Below are 13095 nucleotides of genomic sequence, written 5' to 3'. Positions count from 1 at the left end.
TTCATATCCCGGTGTTCAAAACCGGTCGGTGCGTCAGATACACAAAACGCCCGAGGGTCGAACCCCGGGCGTTTTTGTTGGTCGGGCTAGCAGGACTTGAACCTGCGACCTTCCGTCCCCCAGACGGACGCGCTACCAGGCTGCGCTATAGCCCGACGGTAAAAATCTTCATAACGGTTTGGTGGGTAAGGGCAAGTCCTTAAATCCACTTTATGCCTCAAGCATTTGGGGTGGATTGATGACGGGCTTGCACCTTCGCCAGATCAGAAACCGCAGCAGCAATGGCCGCGCGTTTAGACGGGTCAATTTCAGACATTTCAGTAAGCCGCGCGATGACTTTGCGGCGCACTTCCCAGCCAGGAGCATCGTCGCTGAACGGATTAACGGGCTTCTTGGAGGCCGGCTCTTCAGTGGAAGCCGGTTCAGGAGGCGCGTCAACCTCCTGCGTTTCTTCAACAGCTGCCTCGACCGGTGCGGGTTCTTCCGAAACGGCGGGTGCTGCTGCGGACGGTGTCTCTGTCGGCGCAGATTCAGCCACGTCCTCTTTCACGTCCTCTTTAACGTCGCCAATCAAATCCGCTTCCGTCACGGGTGCCGGATCTTTCAGGTCTTCCATTTGAACGACGTCTTCTTCATCAATCGGACGGGAGAGGGCGCTGATTTCTTTCACACCCTTTTCGCGCAACAGTTTCTGGACGCCTTTGATGGTCATGCCATCGTCATGCAGAAGCTGCTTGATGCCACCGATCAACAACATGTCTTGCGGACGGTAATACCGTCGCCCACCGGCGCGCTTTACCGGGCGTACTTGAGAGAATTTGCTTTCCCAAAACCGCAGCACATGAGGTTGGACCTCAAGCCAATCGGCGACTTCGCTGATCGTGCGAAATGCGTCTTTGGATTTGGGCATTGGTGCGCCTTACTTTTTGTTGCCAGCCGCGACGCGGTCTTTCATCAAATGTGATGGGCGGAAGGTCAGAACCCGGCGCGGGTTGATTGGGACTTCTTGGCCGGTTTTCGGGTTGCGGCCAACGCGCGCTGCTTTGTCACGAACGCTAAACGTACCGAAGGAAGAGATCTTTACCTGCTCACCTTGCACGAGGGAGTCAGACATATAATCAAGAACGCTTTCGACCAATTGGGCTGAGTCATTGCGGGACAGTCCTACCTCGCGAAACACCGCTTCGCTTAGATCCATCCGAGTCAAAGTTTTTCCAGCCATAACGTCCCCCATTGAAATGTTTTGTCAAACATAGGGGGTTCGAAATTTGTCTGTCAACATCAATGATGTGAAATCAAGGGTTTAGGCGTGGTTTGGAGGGTGAAATCCGCCAATTACCAGCGCAGAACCACCGATCCCCACGCCAAACCACCGCCGATCGCCTCAGTGACCAGCACGTCACCTTGCTTAATTTGACCTTTTTCCACGCCTACAGACAGGGCCAAAGGAATTGAGGCGGCAGAGGTATTGCCGTGATCCTGTACGGTCACAATCACACGGTCCATCGACACGCCAAGTTTCTTAGCAGTGCCTTGAATGATGCGGATATTTGCCTGATGCGGGACGATCCAGTTAACGTCCTCATGGGCAAGACCAGCCTTCTGCAAAGCTGCATCGGCAGTGGAGGTCAGCTTCTCAACCGCCTGACGGAACAGCGCATTACCTTGCATCCGCAACTTGCCGCTTGTGCCAGTGGTGGAAACGCCGCCGTCCACAAAGAGCATTTCTTTGTAAGAGCCGTCGCTGTTCAGGTCTGCAGAAAGAACACCGCGATCGCTGTTCTCACCGGTGCCTTCTTCGGCTTCAAGGATCAGCGCACCGGCACCATCACCAAACAGAACACAGGTTGCGCGGTCGTCCCAGTCCATGATCCGGCTGAAGGTCTCAGCGCCTATTACCAGAACCCGTTTGGCCATACCGCCCAGGATCTGAGAGTTGGCGTTTGCCAAGGCAAAGACAAAGCCCGCGCAAACCGCTTGCACGTCAAATCCAAAGCCACGGGTCATGCCCAACTTGTTTTGCACCATCGTGGCGACAGAGGGGAAGGTAAGGTCAGGGGTCGAAGTTGCAACAATGACCGCGTCGATGTCGTTTGCTTCGAGATCTGCGCTTTTCAGAGCATTTTTCGCCGCCGCTGCGGCCAAATCAGACGTGGTCTCACCATCCGCCGCAAAATGGCGGCGCTCGATACCAGAGCGCGTGCGAATCCATTCGTCAGATGTATCTAGCGTCTTTTCGAATTCAGCATTTGGAACAATACGTTCCGGTAGGTAATGGCCTACGCCTTTGACAACAGCGCGTACTGTCATGTGTTTGGTCCGTCCCTCTCGCCGGAAACATCCCCGGAAGTCTCGGCATCCTGCTGCACTTGCACAGCGGATGCAACCCGAGCCGCCAGTTTTTCTGAGAAGCCAGATTGAGATAAAGTATAGGCCAGTTTTACCGCGGCAGAGACGCCAGTTGCGTCAGAGCTGCCGTGGGATTTCACCACGGTGCCGTTCAGGCCTAAGAATACACCGCCGTTCACGCGGCGGGGGTCGATGCGTTTGCTAAGACGACGCAGTGACGTGTAGGCAAGCAAAGCAGCTAAACGTGAAAGTGGCGTGAATTTAAAGGCTTCGCGCAGCAATTCACCAATTAGGCTGGCAGTGCCTTCACCGGTTTTCAGCGCAACGTTGCCTGTAAAACCATCAGTCACGATGACGTCCGCTTTCTCACCTGGAATATCGCCGCCTTCGACAAAGCCGACAAATTCAAAGTTCGAATTTTCTGCGTTCTTGGCCATCAGGTCATGCGCTGCTTTAAGTTCGGCGCGACCCTTATGTTCTTCTGTGCCCACGTTCAGCAGGCCAATGCGCGGGCGATCCAGCCCCATACCGTTGCGAGCGTAGGACGCACCCATCAAGGCATATTGCAAAAGGTCATGTTCATCCGCACGAATGTCGGCGCCCACGTCCAGCATGATGTTGAAACCTTGTGGGTTCCGACTGGGCCAGAGGATCGCAATAGCTGGGCGGTTCACACCGGGAAGTTTGCGCAGGCGCACAACGGACAGCATCATCAACGCGCCAGTGTTGCCGCAAGAGACGCACACGTCCGCTTCTTTGTTGCGGACGCATTCAACCGCCGACCACATAGAGGTCGACTTGCCCGAGCGCATCACCTGGCTCGGTTTGTCATCCATGGAGACAACGCCTTCGGCATTGCGAATCTCAACGCGACCGGCAAGCGGGCGTTTGCGTGCAACAAGGCGTTTTAGTTCTTCACGAGGGCCGTGGAGAATAAAACCGATGTCAGGGTTCTTCTTGGCAGAACGCGAAATGCCGGCAACTACGGCTGCCGGCCCACGATCGCCACCCATGGCGTCAACGGAAATAATGGTGCGCCCGGCACCCGCTTTGGCGGTATCGCTAGTGGTTTCTGTACCAGAGGCGTTATCGCTTAAAGCGGACATGCGCGCGCAATCCGAACCGTCTTATGCTGCGTCTTCGTCCAGGTCGATCTCGTCAGCCATCGCAACGACTTCACGGTCGTCATAGTGGCCGCAGGACGCGCAAACGTGGTGTGGACGCTTCAGCTCACCGCAGTTTGGGCATTCGTTAGGGTTGCCCGCAACCAGTGCGTCATGTGCGCGGCGGTTGTTGCGGCGCGATTTGGATACTTTGTTCTGCTGGACAGCCATGTCGCAACCTTCAATATTTGTGGGGCCATATGCCCGTTTTACAGAGCGTTCCGAGGCTTTACGCGGTCTACGCGGCCAAGTCCAACGCTAAATTCCGATGAGCGCGCGAAAATAGTGAGAAAATTTAATTCCGCAAGCCCTATTTTTGCTCTTTTTGCGCAAGCTTGTCGCGCAGGCTTTCAAGGCCAGCAAAAGGCCGTGCATCTTCGTCAGACATGGGCTTTTTGCCCGGTTCTGTAAAGTTGCTTTCGGACAACGACGCGCTGTCTTTTCGCGGATAGAGCGGCAAGGCAAGCGCGAGGGATTCTTTTAAGATATCTTCGACATTGATTTCTGCTCCCAAGCTTTCCGTATTCTCATCATCGGTTAGCTCGAATTCTTCCTCATCCGGGGATTCGTAACCGGCAATGAATTGACGCTCGACAGGGACGTCGACACGGCTTGTCACTGGTTCAAGAGAAACGACACAGGGTTGCACCACGGTAAATCCAAGATCGGCTTGAACCTGCCAGTCACGTTTTCCTAGCGCAGCAATATAGCCCTCAAAACGAAGCTTCTTAAGGGAACTGACGCCAATCTCTTTGGTCAATTCCGTAAGCTCATCAGCATCAGGCACGATCAAAAAGGGTGTTTTCTGATTCTGGGCAAGGTCCGCGACGCGGAAGATGCGTTTTGTCGAATTCTTGTCAGCCATGAAACAGCCCATTGATTAATAGTGCGTCGGTGTAACCCATTATTGGATCCGCTTTTCTTGAACCCATCTTTCTTGAACCAAGTCCAATCATTCTGTAAGCCGTTAAAAGCCAAACGGTGCGAAGGCAAGAGGGCAGGGATGGAACTTAAACTAAAACCACTTAAAACAAGTGTGCTGGCATTGTGTGTTTTTGCGGCTGCTTGTACTGCCCAATATCGCAATCACGGATATATGCCTTCAGAAGAGGATGTCGCCAACATCATTGTCGGAGTGGATACGCGCGAGACTGTTGCGGAGACGCTCGGAAGTCCGACCGCCGGCGGCGTTTTGAACGACGGTGGTTTCTATTATGTGCGAAGCCAATTCAAAACTGTCGGTCCGTTCCGTCCTGACGAGGTCTCTCGTGAGTTGCTGGCCGTGACGTTCACATCAAACGGGACAGTCGCAAATATAGAGCGGTTTGGTCTGGAGGATGGCCAGGTGGTTCGACTTTCCCGCCGTGTCACCGACAATGGTCTGAACGACATTTCATTCCTGCGTCAACTGCTTGGAAACTTGGGTAATTTTGACCCATCGAGCATCTTGCAATAAAACTGTCACTTAGATGTCATGCTTGCTGCACTATATCGAGGTCAGCACAAGCAAGACGAGGTGAACAATGGTCGGCTTGAAAAAGGGGCGATACGTCGCTCGACTGGCCCAGACTGACGCAGACATTCAAGCAGCACAAGCGCTGCGCCATTTGGCGTTTCACGGCACCGAGGGTTTGGACGCCGATGAATATGACGTCATCTGTAGTCACATTTTTGTAGAAGAACGCAAAACGGGAGCATTGGTCAGTTGCTTCCGAATGCTGCCCTTGGCGGCCGGCAATGAGATCTCGCGCAGCTACTCGGCGCAGTTTTATGAGTTAAGCGCATTGGCGGACTTTGAGGGCTCCATGGTCGAGATGGGGCGCTTTTGTATCCATCCAGAGTGGACCGATCCCGATATCTTGCGTGTCGCATGGGCGGCCATGACCGGCTATGTCGATGATAATAATGTGGAAATGCTCTTTGGATGTTCTTCCTTTAAGGGGACTGACGCTGACCCATATCTCGATAGCTTTGCGGTTCTGCGCGACAAACACCTTGCCCCCAAACGCTGGGTGCCGCGCATCAAAGCACCAAAGGTCTTTCAATACGCCGCGCGCCTGCGCCGCAAACCGGATCTGAAGCGGGCGCAGCTGAAGATGCCTCCATTGCTACGTACCTATTTGATGATGGGTGGCTGGGTGTCTGACCATGCTGTGGTTGATCATGACATGAACACCATGCATGTGTTTACGGGGCTAGAGATCAACGCGATCCCGCCAGCGCGGAAACGTTTGCTGCGGGCGATGTCGTCCTGACGCATTCCCTGCTTGACCCTGTGGGGAGGGCGCAGTAGCCCAACCCCATGGCACGTATACCTCTTTTGCAAATGAACGATATCTCGCTGACGTTCGGCGGGGATCCGGTTTTTGACCAGCTTGACCTTGTGGTGCAGCCCGGTGACCGGGTGGCCTTGGTTGGGCGCAACGGCTCTGGCAAATCCACTTTGATGAAAGTGATGGCCGGGTTGGTTGAAGCGGATAAAGGCGACATCGTTGTGCCGCCGGGCATTTCCGTGGGGTATATGGAGCAGGACCCGGATATGGCGGGCCATGCAACACTTGGCGACTTTGCGTCCTCTGGTTTGGACGCAGGTGAGCTCTATAAAGTTGAACGTGCCGGTGAGGGGCTGAAATTTGACCCAGCCCGCACTGTTGAAACCGCGTCCGGTGGTGAGCGACGACGTGCTGCCTTGGCCAAACTCATGGCGGAAGCGCCGGAATTGATGCTTTTGGACGAACCCACCAACCACCTTGATATTGAAGCCATTGCCTGGCTTGAAAACGAGTTGAAACAAACCCGGGCGGGATATGTTCTGATCAGCCACGACCGCGCCTTTTTGCGTGAGCTTACCCGCGTAACCCTCTGGATTGACAGGGGAATGGTGCGTCGGCAAGAGAAAGGCTTTGAAGCCTTTGAGGCCTGGCGTGACAAGGTTTGGGACGAGGAAGATACTGCTCGCCACAAGCTTGATCGTAAGATCAAAGCTGAGGCGCGATGGGCTGTGGAAGGGATTTCTGCGCGCCGGAAACGCAATCAGGGCCGTGTCCGTGCACTTGGTGAACTGCGCAAAGAACGCGCAAGCCAGATCAAGCGTCAGGGGTCAGCGGCTATGGATTTCCAAGCGGGGCCGAAGTCTGGGCGTAAAGTGATTGATGCCAAAGGACTCGCCAAGGCTTTTGGTGACAAAACCATCGTTCGAAAGCTTGATCTATTGGTTCAGCGGGGCGACCGGATCGCCTTTGTTGGCCCCAACGGTGTTGGCAAAACCACATTGATCAAAATGCTGATGGGGCAAGAAACGCCGGATGAAGGAACCGTGTCGCTTGGCACCAACCTGATCCCAGCGATTTTTGACCAGACGCGGTCACAACTCGATCCCGAAATGTCTCTCTGGGACAGCCTCACGGGTGATCCTGACATGCGTGTTTCAGGCAAAGCGGATCAGGTGATGGTGCGCGGCAATCCCAAGCATGTGGTCGGATACCTTAAAGAATTCCTTTTTGATGAACGCCAAGCCCGCGCGCCGGTGCGCAGCGTGTCGGGTGGTGAAAAGGCACGCCTGCTGCTGGCCAAGTTGATGGCAAAAGAAAGCAACCTGTTGGTGCTCGACGAGCCGACCAACGACTTGGACGTAGAAACGCTCGACCTGCTGCAAGAGCTGCTGGATGACTATGACGGCACGGTTCTGCTGGTGAGCCACGACCGAGACTTCTTGGACCGAGTGGCCACAACAACCATTGCGATGGAAGGCAATGGGGAGGCGGTCGTCTATGCGGGTGGTTGGAGCGACTATCGCGCACAACGACAGCCAGATGAAGACACTGAAATCGCGTCCAAGCCGAAAGCGAAAAAAGAAAAGCCAAAGGCCGAAAAGGTTGAAACCGTTGGTCTAACTTTTGCCGAACAAAAGCGTTTGGACGCCTTGCCAGCCGTGATGGAACGTCTTCAGGCAGAGATTGAGAAGCTGGAAGAGTTTATGTCGGACCCAGAGCTCTTCACCAAAGAGCCGGTGAAGTTCCAAAAGGCAACCGAGGCGCTGGTTGAACGCCAAACCGCGCTGCAGGATGCGGAAGAAGAATGGTTAATGCTGGAGGAAAAGGCGGAAACCGCCTAATCCCTTCTGCATCCATTACTGCATTCTAAGCGCACCATCTAAACGGATCACTTCACCGTTCAGATAACCGCATTCAACGATGAACGCTGCGAGGCGCGCGTATTCGGTTGGCTCACCCAAACGCGGCGGGCAGGTCACGTCTTTGGCAAGCCCATCCATGATCTCTTGGCCTAAGCCGATCAACATCGGGGTCTTAAAGATGCCCGGCGCAATCGCCATGACTCGGATGCCAGAGCGCGCGAGATCCCGTGCCATGGGCAGGGACAGTCCAACAATGCCGCCTTTTGATGCTGCATAGGCTGCCTGGCCCTTTTGGCCGTCCATGGCAGCGATTGAGGCGGTGTTGATGATCACGCCGCGCGCACCGTCGGCTTCTGGCGCGTTTTCCGTCATGGCTTCAGCCGCCAATCGCGCCACGTTAAATGAACCTACAAGATTGATATCAATGGTTTTTTGGAAAAGGCCCAGAGGATGCGCACCATCACGGCCGACAGTTTTTGAGGCAGGCGCGATCCCCGCGCAATTCACCGCCGCGTTGATACCGCCCATAGCATTCTTCGCCGCTTCGATTGCTGCTTTCACCGACGCTTCATCCGTGACGTCTGTTTCAACAAAGGTGCCGTTGATACCCTCTGCAACCACCTTGCCGCGCTCGGTATCGCGGTCCAAGAGCGTGACCTGTGCACCAAGAGACGCAAAGTGGCGTGCGGTGGCTTCGCCGAGGCCAGAGGCGGCTCCGGTGATGACGGCTTTGGTGTCAGAGATCTGCATGGTTTGGCATTCCTAGTTTAGGCGGATTTTATGAACACATGTTCAAATATGAGAAATGAACCGCATGTGTCTATAATGACGGCACGTCCTAACTGCCCAAAACGAAAAGAGCGCCCAATGGGCGCTCTCAAACGAACTTATTAGATGTGTTTAATCAGCCAACTGAACCAAAGCGTGGCGTTTTTTGCCAGCGCTTAGTTTGATGGGTGAAGCCAGAGCGGCGGCGTCAAAGATCTTCACTTCGGTCAATGGCTGATCATCCAGTTTCGCGCCGTTTTCAGCAATCAAGCGCTTGGCTTCTTTGCCGGATTTCGCAAGGCCAGATTTCACAATCAACTGCACCACGGAAATTCCGTCACCAATCTCTTCTTTACTCAAAGAAAGTGTTGGTAGGTCAGCTCCAACACCGCCTTTTTCAAAGACTTCACGTGCAGTCGCCTCGGCTGCTGCTGCGGCTTCGGCGCCGTGACAAAGAGTGGTCACTTCATTTGCCAAAACAATCTTGGCGTCGTTGATTTCAGAACCCGCGAGGGCACCCAGACGATCACATTCCTCAACCGGTAGCTCGGTGTAGAGTTTGAGGAAACGGCCAACGTCGGCATCGGTCGTGTTGCGCCAGAATTGCCAGAATTCATAAGGTGACAGCATTTCCGCATTCAGCCAAACAGCGCCGCCTTCAGATTTGCCCATCTTTTTGCCGTCAGATGTCGCCAACAAAGGAGACGTGAGCCCGAAAATCTGATTGTCAATTACCCGACGCGTAAGGTCGATTCCGTTGACGATATTGCCCCACTGATCGCTGCCGCCCATTTGCAACAAACAGCCATAACGCCGATTGAGTTCAAGGAAATCGTAAGCCTGCAAAATCATGTAGTTGAACTCTAGGAAGCTCAGAGATTGTTCACGATCCAGACGGGATTTCACGCTTTCAAAAGACAGCATCCGGTTGACCGAGAAGTGGCGACCGATGTCGCGCAGAAACTCAAGGTAGTTCAATCCGTCCAGCCATTCGGCGTTGTTCAACATGATCGCGTCTGTTGGCCCATCGCCATATTTCAGATATTTTGCAAATACTTGCTGCATCCCTGAAATGTTTTGATCAATCACATCTTGTGACAACAAGGGGCGTTCGTCCGCTTTAAACGAAGGGTCGCCCACTTTGGTTGTGCCGCCGCCCATCAAAGTAATCGGCTTGTGGCCTGTCTTTTGAAGCCAACGCAGCATCATGATGTTTAACAAATGGCCAACATGCAATGACTTAGCAGTTGCGTCGTAACCGATATATGTCGGCACCACACCTGCGATCAAAGCGTCATCAAGGCCTTGATAATCGGTGCAGTCCGCCAGGAAGCCGCGTTCGATCATCACCTGCATAAACTCAGATTTGGGGTGGTAGGTCATGGTATCCGTCTCATATGATGTTGAAAGCTGTATAAGCAGGCAAACGGCAAAGGAAAAGGCCATGTTGAAGGCCAAATTGAGCAAAGGCCCAATCCGCGTGGCGGGCACCATGTCTGGCACGTCTTTAGACGGGGTTGATGTGGCGGTTCTTGAGACTGATGGGCGGCAGATTTTTGGGTTTGGTGAGAGCGACTATCGCCCTTATGGCGTAGCCGAACGGCGGGTTCTTTTGCAAGCGCTGGGGCAGTGGGATGGTCCCGATGTGGACCGCGCATCGGTTTCCGTTCAGGTAGCGCATACACAGGCTTTGCGAGATTTTACGGATTGCGACTTGGTTGGCTTTCACGGTCAGACCCTGGCTCATGAGCCTCGCGGGCGGGGCACTTTGCAGGTTGGCAATGGCCAGAAACTCGCAGAGGCGCTTAACGTGCCAGTGGCTTGGGATTTCCGGTCCGCAGATGTGCAGATGGGCGGTGAGGGTGCGCCCTTGGCGCCGTTCTTTCATTTTGCCTGCGCCAAATGGATTGCGGCGGAGGCGCCGGTCGTCTTTTTGAACCTAGGTGGTGTGGGCAATTTGACTTGGGTCGACCCAGGCAAATCCGCGCCGGAAGAAGAGGGGGCTTTATTGGCCTTTGACACGGGGCCTGCAAACGCTCCGATTGATGATCTTTTGCGGGCGCGCTGTGGCGTGTCTTACGACAAAGACGGCGCATTGGCACGACAAGGCACGGTCGAGACGGGGGCACTGGAGTTGTTCTTGGCTGAGAGCTACTTTGCGCGTATGCCGCCGAAGTCTCTGGATCGGAATGATTTTTCCGAGATGATAACTTTGGTCAACGAGCTGTCAGACGCAGATGCGGCCGCAACACTGACCGGCATGGCGGCGGCGGCGGTGGTGCAGGGCATTGAGCATTGTCCAAGCCTGCCAGTACAGGTTTTGGTGACGGGTGGAGGGCGCAAAAACCCGGTGTTGATGGAGATGCTGAGCGCTGCGCTGACCTGTCCTGTGGTACCCGTGGAAGCCGTCGGCTTAGACGGTGATATGCTGGAAGCACAAGCCTTTGCGTTTCTTGCCGCGCGAGTGGCCTTGGGCCTGCCGACCTCCGGGCCAAGCACAACAGGCGTGGGCGCTTTGGTTGGCGGCGGGGTGGTGAGTTATCCGGGGTCCGCTGATTAGGGGCCTTGCCCCTCAGCGCTGTGCGCTTTCACCCCAGGATATTTAAACCAAAAAGAAAACTAGGCTTTTGGGATGTCAAATCCCGGTTCAGCGAGTGTGAAACCACTGAACTGAAAAGCGGGTGAAACGGTACAGCCCACAAGTGTAAATGCTCCGGTGGTCTCCGCCGCCTGCCAATGATCTTCGGGCACAATGATTTGTGGCTGGTGGCCTTTGGAAAGGTCAGGACTGAGGAGGCGGGTTTCTGCGGGCCCCGTATCGGTTTCACTGAGGTGGAGCTTGAGCGGTGCACCTGCATAAAAATGCCAGATCTCTGTGGCATCGACTTTGTGCCAGTGAGATGTCTCGCCTTCTTGTAGCAGAAAATAGATAGCAGTGCCTGCGGGCCGTGATCCGTTTTCTTTGGCAATCCATGTTTGTTTGTAATGGCCGCCCTCGGGGTGCGGGGTGAGGTCAAACTTTGCGATGATATCTTCTGCGGTGAGTTGGGTCATGGGGCTAATCGATAAGAGGGATTTGAGGGGCTGCGTCTGGACGGATTTGGCCGGTCAGGCGCGGGTCGGGGGCGATCTCGACCTCTTGCTTGTGAGGCGCAAACCCGCTGCGAATATAAAAGTTCAAGGCTTGTGCGCTATCCAGCGTGCAGGTGTGCACGTGAAAACGATTGATTGGGCGTGACCATGCTATTTCGCAGGCCCGCGTCATCAGATACCGCCCGGCACCTTGTCCGATGAGGTCCGCGTGCAGTCCAAAGAAGGCAAGTTCACATTCGTCTGGTTGGCGGAAGTCCAGTTCCAGCAGCGCCAGGTCGACCCCGTCTTTTTGGAGAGAGAACACCTTGTAATTGGGATCTGTCAGAATGGCCGTCAATGCGTCATCGGGCATGTTCAACCGGGAGAACCAGAGATAGTCTTCACCAACGGCCCGAAAGAGCTTGCGGTAGGGTTCTAACGCAAAGCGTTGGTGTTCAACCAAAGTCAGGTCTGCTGGCGCGGCAACTTCAGAAAGGGCAGGGTGCGCGGTCATTTGCAGATGCGTGACCACGGTCGCCAAATGGCCCTTGGGAATGGCGTGAAATCCGGATTCTAGCATGTGTGACCTCGACCCATGGTTTTAGAGCGTTTCAGAGTGGCGTGATGTCTTTGAATGTTGCCGCTTCACCAACCCGATTGCCATTCGCGTCCGTGATTGTCCAGATGATGCCAGCCCGCATGCGGAACCGTTTGCCAGACGCGCTGATCCGAATGCCTTCGTAGTCGTTAATCCAGCCGATTTTGCGCATGCAATCAAACATCGACGCCCTTTCCTCGCGCAGGCCGGGCTCTGCCGTCAGGCGCGACGGCATTTGCGTGAATTTGGCCCAAGGCATTTCAAACAGGTTTTGTGCCGTAAGGTTCCCGTAATTCAAGATCGGATCGTTGTCGGTCGTGTGCGATAGGATGGGAAAGGGCGCTTGGTAGACCGCTTCGGCAGTCTCTTCTTGCACCAGTGGCATTCCGGTAAACCCGAGAAAAGAAGACAGCAGTAATTCAGCATGCTGCGCTTGGAAATGGTTGTCTACGGAAGGTTCTTGCATAGACCTTCCATAAAACGAAAAAAGCCCCGCGAGAAGCGGGGCTTTCGGTAATTCTTCTGAAGCGCTTATTTCAGGATGGAGCGACCTGCATATTCCGCGGTTTCGCCCAGCATCTCTTCAATGCGGATCAACTGGTTATATTTCGCCAGACGGTCAGAGCGGGACAGGGAACCTGTTTTGATCTGACCACAGTTGGTCGCCACGGCGAGGTCCGCGATGGTTGCATCCTCTGTCTCACCAGAACGGTGGGACATCACGTTGGTGAAACCCGCGCGGTGGGCCATATCAACGGCTTTCAGGGTCTCAGACAGGGAACCGATCTGGTTCACTTTCACCAGCATAGAGTTTGCGGAACCTTTTTCGATACCAGAGGCCAGACGCGCTGGGTTGGTCACGAAGAGGTCGTCGCCAACCAGCTGTACTTTGTCGCCGATGGTGTCTGTCAGCAGCTTCCAGCCGTCCCAGTCATCTTCGTCACAGCCATCTTCGATAGAAATGATCGGGTAGTCTTCCACCAGTTTCGCCAAGTAAGCGACGTTTTCCT

General features: G+C 54.6%; 16 protein-coding genes and 1 tRNA gene. 4 read left to right on the top strand and 13 right to left on the bottom strand.

Annotated features, from left to right (window positions below; all coding sequences use genetic code 11):
• Window positions 1–78 precede the first annotated feature (78 nt).
• The 7 genes from TA5113_RS15115 to TA5113_RS15085 form a co-directional block, all read right to left on the bottom strand.
• A tRNA-Pro gene (locus TA5113_RS15115) sits at window positions 79–155 on the bottom strand.
• A 62-nt stretch (window positions 156–217) separates the two neighbouring features.
• Window positions 218–910, bottom strand: coding sequence for a MerR family transcriptional regulator (locus TA5113_RS16725; protein ID WP_082625938.1), 693 nt, complete (start codon window positions 908–910; stop codon window positions 218–220).
• Window positions 911–919: 9 nt separating this feature from the next.
• Window positions 920–1222, bottom strand: a complete 303-nt coding sequence (ihfA, locus tag TA5113_RS15105) for an integration host factor subunit alpha (RefSeq protein WP_058316033.1) — start codon at window positions 1220–1222, stop codon at window positions 920–922.
• Window positions 1223–1335: 113 nt separating this feature from the next.
• Window positions 1336–2310, bottom strand: a complete 975-nt coding sequence (locus TA5113_RS15100; RefSeq protein WP_058316034.1) for a beta-ketoacyl-ACP synthase III — start codon at window positions 2308–2310, stop codon at window positions 1336–1338.
• Window positions 2307–3455, bottom strand: a complete 1149-nt coding sequence (plsX, locus tag TA5113_RS15095) for a phosphate acyltransferase PlsX (RefSeq protein WP_058316035.1) — start codon at window positions 3453–3455, stop codon at window positions 2307–2309. The genes TA5113_RS15100 and plsX overlap by 4 nt, the downstream gene beginning before the upstream one ends.
• A 21-nt stretch (window positions 3456–3476) precedes the next feature.
• On the bottom strand, window positions 3477–3683 hold the full coding sequence (rpmF, locus tag TA5113_RS15090; protein WP_058316036.1) for a 50S ribosomal protein L32: 207 nt from the start codon (window positions 3681–3683) through the stop codon (window positions 3477–3479).
• A gap of 139 nt (window positions 3684–3822) precedes the next feature.
• The gene (locus TA5113_RS15085) at window positions 3823–4377 is read right to left on the bottom strand and encodes a YceD family protein (RefSeq protein WP_058316162.1); all 555 of its coding nucleotides are present in this window, start codon (window positions 4375–4377) and stop codon (window positions 3823–3825) included.
• Window positions 4378–4515: 138 nt separating this feature from the next.
• On the opposite strand from TA5113_RS15085, the gene TA5113_RS15080 reads away from it, so the two are divergent.
• The 3 genes from TA5113_RS15080 (at window position 4516) to TA5113_RS15070 (ending at window position 7626) form a co-directional block, all read left to right on the top strand.
• Window positions 4516–4968, top strand: a complete 453-nt coding sequence (locus TA5113_RS15080) for an outer membrane protein assembly factor BamE (protein ID WP_058316163.1) — start codon at window positions 4516–4518, stop codon at window positions 4966–4968.
• 67 nt (window positions 4969–5035) lie between these two features.
• Window positions 5036–5767 (top strand): GNAT family N-acetyltransferase, encoded by a 732-nt coding sequence (locus TA5113_RS15075; RefSeq protein WP_058316037.1) that lies wholly within the window; start codon window positions 5036–5038, stop codon window positions 5765–5767.
• Window positions 5768–5814: 47 nt separating this feature from the next.
• On the top strand, window positions 5815–7626 hold the full coding sequence (locus TA5113_RS15070) for an ABC-F family ATP-binding cassette domain-containing protein (protein ID WP_058316038.1): 1812 nt from the start codon (window positions 5815–5817) through the stop codon (window positions 7624–7626).
• 15 nt (window positions 7627–7641) lie between these two features.
• On the opposite strand, the gene TA5113_RS15065 is transcribed toward TA5113_RS15070, so the two are convergent.
• Together TA5113_RS15065 and tyrS are read right to left on the bottom strand one after the other, a co-directional pair.
• A complete protein-coding gene (locus TA5113_RS15065; protein WP_058316039.1) occupies window positions 7642–8397 on the bottom strand; it encodes an SDR family NAD(P)-dependent oxidoreductase in 756 nt (251 codons plus the stop codon).
• Between the two features lie 150 nt (window positions 8398–8547).
• A complete protein-coding gene (tyrS, locus tag TA5113_RS15060; RefSeq protein ID WP_058316040.1) occupies window positions 8548–9798 on the bottom strand; it encodes a tyrosine--tRNA ligase in 1251 nt (416 codons plus the stop codon).
• Between the two features lie 61 nt (window positions 9799–9859).
• Between tyrS and TA5113_RS15055 the strand changes: the two genes are divergently transcribed.
• A complete protein-coding gene (locus TA5113_RS15055) occupies window positions 9860–10975 on the top strand; it encodes an anhydro-N-acetylmuramic acid kinase (protein WP_058316164.1) in 1116 nt (371 codons plus the stop codon).
• A gap of 59 nt (window positions 10976–11034) precedes the next feature.
• Here TA5113_RS15055 and TA5113_RS15050 read toward each other — a convergent pair whose 3' ends face one another.
• The 4 genes from TA5113_RS15050 to TA5113_RS16720 form a co-directional block, all read right to left on the bottom strand.
• Window positions 11035–11469 carry a cupin domain-containing protein gene (locus TA5113_RS15050; protein ID WP_058316041.1) on the bottom strand — a complete coding sequence of 145 codons (435 nt, stop codon included), beginning with the start codon at window positions 11467–11469 and terminating at the stop codon, window positions 11035–11037.
• Window positions 11470–11473: 4 nt separating this feature from the next.
• On the bottom strand, window positions 11474–12067 hold the full coding sequence (locus TA5113_RS15045) for a GNAT family N-acetyltransferase (RefSeq protein ID WP_058316042.1): 594 nt from the start codon (window positions 12065–12067) through the stop codon (window positions 11474–11476).
• A gap of 31 nt (window positions 12068–12098) precedes the next feature.
• Window positions 12099–12551 (bottom strand): MEKHLA domain-containing protein, encoded by a 453-nt coding sequence (locus TA5113_RS15040; RefSeq protein ID WP_058316043.1) that lies wholly within the window; start codon window positions 12549–12551, stop codon window positions 12099–12101.
• A gap of 65 nt (window positions 12552–12616) precedes the next feature.
• Window positions 12617–13095 (bottom strand): enolase C-terminal domain-like protein (locus tag TA5113_RS16720; protein ID WP_370736450.1); only part of this gene is annotated, 479 nt, incomplete at its 5' end.

This window comes from Cognatishimia activa (assembly GCF_001458335.1).
Classification (GTDB): Bacteria; Pseudomonadota; Alphaproteobacteria; order Rhodobacterales; family Rhodobacteraceae; genus Cognatishimia; species Cognatishimia activa.
Note: the sequence above shows the minus strand (reverse complement) of the source record. Positions and strands in the feature narration are given on the sequence as shown.

Excerpts from the sequence above, each read along its gene's own strand:
- TA5113_RS16725 (WP_082625938.1), bottom strand. The coding sequence starts at position 910 with ATGCCCAAATCCAAAGACGCATTTCGCACGATCAGCGAAGTCGCCGAT.
- ihfA (WP_058316033.1), bottom strand. The coding sequence starts at position 1,222 with ATGGCTGGAAAAACTTTGACTCGGATGGATCTAAGCGAAGCGGTGTTT.
- TA5113_RS15100 (WP_058316034.1), bottom strand. The coding sequence starts at position 2,310 with ATGACAGTACGCGCTGTTGTCAAAGGCGTAGGCCATTACCTACCGGAA.
- plsX (WP_058316035.1), bottom strand. The coding sequence starts at position 3,455 with ATGTCCGCTTTAAGCGATAACGCCTCTGGTACAGAAACCACTAGCGAT.
- rpmF (WP_058316036.1), bottom strand. The coding sequence starts at position 3,683 with ATGGCTGTCCAGCAGAACAAAGTATCCAAATCGCGCCGCAACAACCGC.
- TA5113_RS15085 (WP_058316162.1), bottom strand. The coding sequence starts at position 4,377 with ATGGCTGACAAGAATTCGACAAAACGCATCTTCCGCGTCGCGGACCTT.
- TA5113_RS15080 (WP_058316163.1), top strand. The coding sequence starts at position 4,516 with ATGGAACTTAAACTAAAACCACTTAAAACAAGTGTGCTGGCATTGTGT.
- TA5113_RS15075 (WP_058316037.1), top strand. The coding sequence starts at position 5,036 with ATGGTCGGCTTGAAAAAGGGGCGATACGTCGCTCGACTGGCCCAGACT.
- TA5113_RS15070 (WP_058316038.1), top strand. The coding sequence starts at position 5,815 with ATGGCACGTATACCTCTTTTGCAAATGAACGATATCTCGCTGACGTTC.
- TA5113_RS15065 (WP_058316039.1), bottom strand. The coding sequence starts at position 8,397 with ATGCAGATCTCTGACACCAAAGCCGTCATCACCGGAGCCGCCTCTGGC.
- tyrS (WP_058316040.1), bottom strand. The coding sequence starts at position 9,798 with ATGACCTACCACCCCAAATCTGAGTTTATGCAGGTGATGATCGAACGC.
- TA5113_RS15055 (WP_058316164.1), top strand. The coding sequence starts at position 9,860 with ATGTTGAAGGCCAAATTGAGCAAAGGCCCAATCCGCGTGGCGGGCACC.
- TA5113_RS15050 (WP_058316041.1), bottom strand. The coding sequence starts at position 11,469 with ATGACCCAACTCACCGCAGAAGATATCATCGCAAAGTTTGACCTCACC.
- TA5113_RS15045 (WP_058316042.1), bottom strand. The coding sequence starts at position 12,067 with ATGCTAGAATCCGGATTTCACGCCATTCCCAAGGGCCATTTGGCGACC.
- TA5113_RS15040 (WP_058316043.1), bottom strand. The coding sequence starts at position 12,551 with ATGCAAGAACCTTCCGTAGACAACCATTTCCAAGCGCAGCATGCTGAA.